Genomic DNA, 2509 nt, shown 5'->3' on the forward strand with positions numbered 1-2509 from the left:
GAGTCGGGGGCGAGGACGAGCAGCGCCTCGGCGCCCAGGTCGAGGAGGGACTGGACTGCATCGTCCTCGGTGCGGCGCGGACCACGGGCGCTCAGGATGACGTCGAAGCCGCGCTCCGCCGCCGCGGGGTAGAGCGCCTCGACGATGTCGGCGTGGAAGGGGCCCTCGACGTCGAAGACCACACCGAGGAGGTGGGACCGCGCGCTGCGGAGGAGTCGGGCGCGCGTGTCAGGCCGGTAGCCGAGGCGGGAAGCGGCGGCCAGAACTCGCTCGCGGGTCGCCTCGCTCGCCCCGGGCGCGCCGCGCATGACGATCGAGACGAGCGCGCGCGAGACTCCTGCCTCCGCTGCGACGTCCGTGAGGGTGGGCCGCTTCGCCATGGATCCTCCGATCAGTTGTTCCGAGTGTACTAGAACGATCTAGACACGGATGATGAAGCCGTGCAAGACTGGGCGCACGCCTCGATCTAGATCGTTCTAGAAGGCCCCCTTGAGAGGACTCTCCATGACCTATCTCCCTGTCGTTTCCTCCCGCCCGGAACCGGTGCGCGTCGCCTTGATCGGTGCCGGTTGGATGGGCGCCTTCCACGCACGCAGCCTCGCGACACGGATCTCCGCGGCGAGCCTCGTCGCGATCGCGGACCCGGCGATCGAGACCGCCCAGTCGCTGGCGGCCGAGCTCGGGGTTGCGCGCGTGACTGCCGATGCCGCGGACCTCTTTGCAGACCCTCAGATCGACGCCGTTGTCATTGCTGGGCCCGCGCGCTTCCATGCGGCGCTTTCCATCGACGCCGTGCGGGCGGGCAAGCACGTGTTCTGCGAGAAGCCCGGCGCCCTCGACCTCGATGAGTTCGCTCGCGTGGACCAGGCCGTGGCCGAGGCGGGGGTGCACTGGCAGATCGGCTTCAACCGTCGCTACGCGGCCGATTTCCTCGCTGCGCGCCGTGACATCGCGGCCGGCGCGGTGGGCACGCCCCAGCTCCTCCACTCGCTCACCCGAGACCCCGGCACCGGGAGGATCCCCAACGCCGGACGCGTCCCGCAAGGAACCATCTTCCTTGAGACTCTCATCCACGACTTCGACGCCCTCAACTGGTTCAACTCCGGGGCCGAGCCCGTCAGCGTGCACGTTACCGCGGACGCCTTGGTCGAGCCGTCCTTCAAGGACGCCGGCTTCCTGGACACCGCGGTCGTGACCATCCGGTACAGCAACGGCGCGATCGCCGTCGCCGAGGCCAACTTCTCGGCGCTCTACGGGTACGACGTACGCGGCGAGGTGTTCGGCTCGGCGGGGATGGTCCAGGCGGGGCGGGCCACCGAGACGGCGGCAGTGCGATACGGCGCCGCGGGCCTGTCCGCTGACACTCCGCGCCTGAACATCGAGCTGTTCGCCGGCGCCTACACAGACGAGCTCGCGGACTTCGCCGACCACGTCCGGGCACGCCGCGATGGCACTGCCTCCCCCGAGCACGGCGTGCCGCTCACTCCCGGACTCGACGACGCGCGGCGAGCACTCGCCGTCGCCCGCGCCTGCATCCAGTCGGTGGAGACGGGCCTGCCCGCCGCTGTCTCGCGGTCGGAGGCTCGCGCATGAGGCTCGCCGTCTGCGCCGAGATGGTCTTCACGGAGCAGCCGTTCGTGGAGCGAGTGCAGCGGATCCACGAGGCGGGGTTCGACGTCGAGCTCTGGGATTCGCGTTCCAAGGACCTCCGCGCGCTCGCCGCGACCGGCGCTCGCTTCTCGTCAATGACAGGCTACTCGGCCGGTTCGCTTGTGGAGCCCGAGACAGCCGATCTGGTGGTGAGCACCGCTGAGGCGCTCATCCCGACGGCCCTCGAGCTCGGCGTTGAACGCCTCGTGGTCCACCCGGCAGAGCTGGTGGGCGGCCAGGCTGTGCGGCCCCACTGGCGCTCGGACGGGACCATGTGGCTCACGGCCGCGCGGGCCTTGGTGAAGCTCGGGGAACTCGGGGCGCGGCACGGCCTGACGTTCTGCCTCGAGAACCTCAACACGATCCTCGACCACCCGGGAATTCCCCTCGCCCGGGCGAAGGACACTCTTGCGCTCGTGCGCGCCGTCGACCACCCCAACGTGCGCCTCATGCTCGACCTTTACCACGCCCAGCTCGGGGAGGGGAACCTCATCGGCACGGTCCGCGAGGCACTGCCGTGGGTCGGCGAGATCCAGGTGGCCGACGTTCCCGGCCGCTGCGAGCCCGGCACCGGAGAGATCAACTATTCGGCGGTGCACAGCGCACTGGCCGACGCCGGGTACAAGGGAACCGTGGGCCTCGAGGCCCACGCCGCGGGGAACCCCCACGATGCGCTCAAGGCCTTCCGGGCGGCGTTCGCCGGCTAGGGGTTCCGGCCCCCTCCCGTTGCTCCGTCACCTTCGCAGGGTCCTCCTGTTGCCCCGGCGCGCAGCGCGGGTGTGGGACCACCGGGGCGGGAGGGGGGACCGGATCGGGGCGGTGAGTGACGGCGGCGAAGGGCAGGGGGGGGGCGTTGGTG

Annotated in this window: 3 protein-coding genes; 2 read left to right on the forward strand and 1 reads right to left on the reverse strand. The window is 70.7% G+C overall.

What is annotated here, in order from left to right:
* A partial coding sequence (locus ACTHL9_RS00640) for a LacI family DNA-binding transcriptional regulator (protein ID WP_440516694.1) occupies positions 1-380 on the reverse strand: 380 nt, incomplete at its 3' end.
* 124 nt (positions 381-504) lie between these two features.
* Here ACTHL9_RS00640 and ACTHL9_RS00645 point away from each other — a divergent pair.
* Both ACTHL9_RS00645 and ACTHL9_RS00650 read left to right on the forward strand, forming a co-directional pair.
* Entirely contained in the window at positions 505-1593 is a 1089-nt protein-coding gene (locus ACTHL9_RS00645; RefSeq protein WP_440516695.1) for a Gfo/Idh/MocA family oxidoreductase, read from the forward strand.
* A complete protein-coding gene (locus tag ACTHL9_RS00650; protein ID WP_440516696.1) occupies positions 1590-2357 on the forward strand; it encodes a TIM barrel protein in 768 nt (255 codons plus the stop codon). The genes ACTHL9_RS00645 and ACTHL9_RS00650 overlap by 4 nt, the downstream gene beginning before the upstream one ends.
* Positions 2358-2509 lie beyond the last annotated feature (152 nt).

The organism is Sinomonas sp. (genome assembly GCF_051955515.1).
Taxonomy (GTDB): domain Bacteria; phylum Actinomycetota; class Actinomycetes; order Actinomycetales; family Micrococcaceae; genus Sinomonas.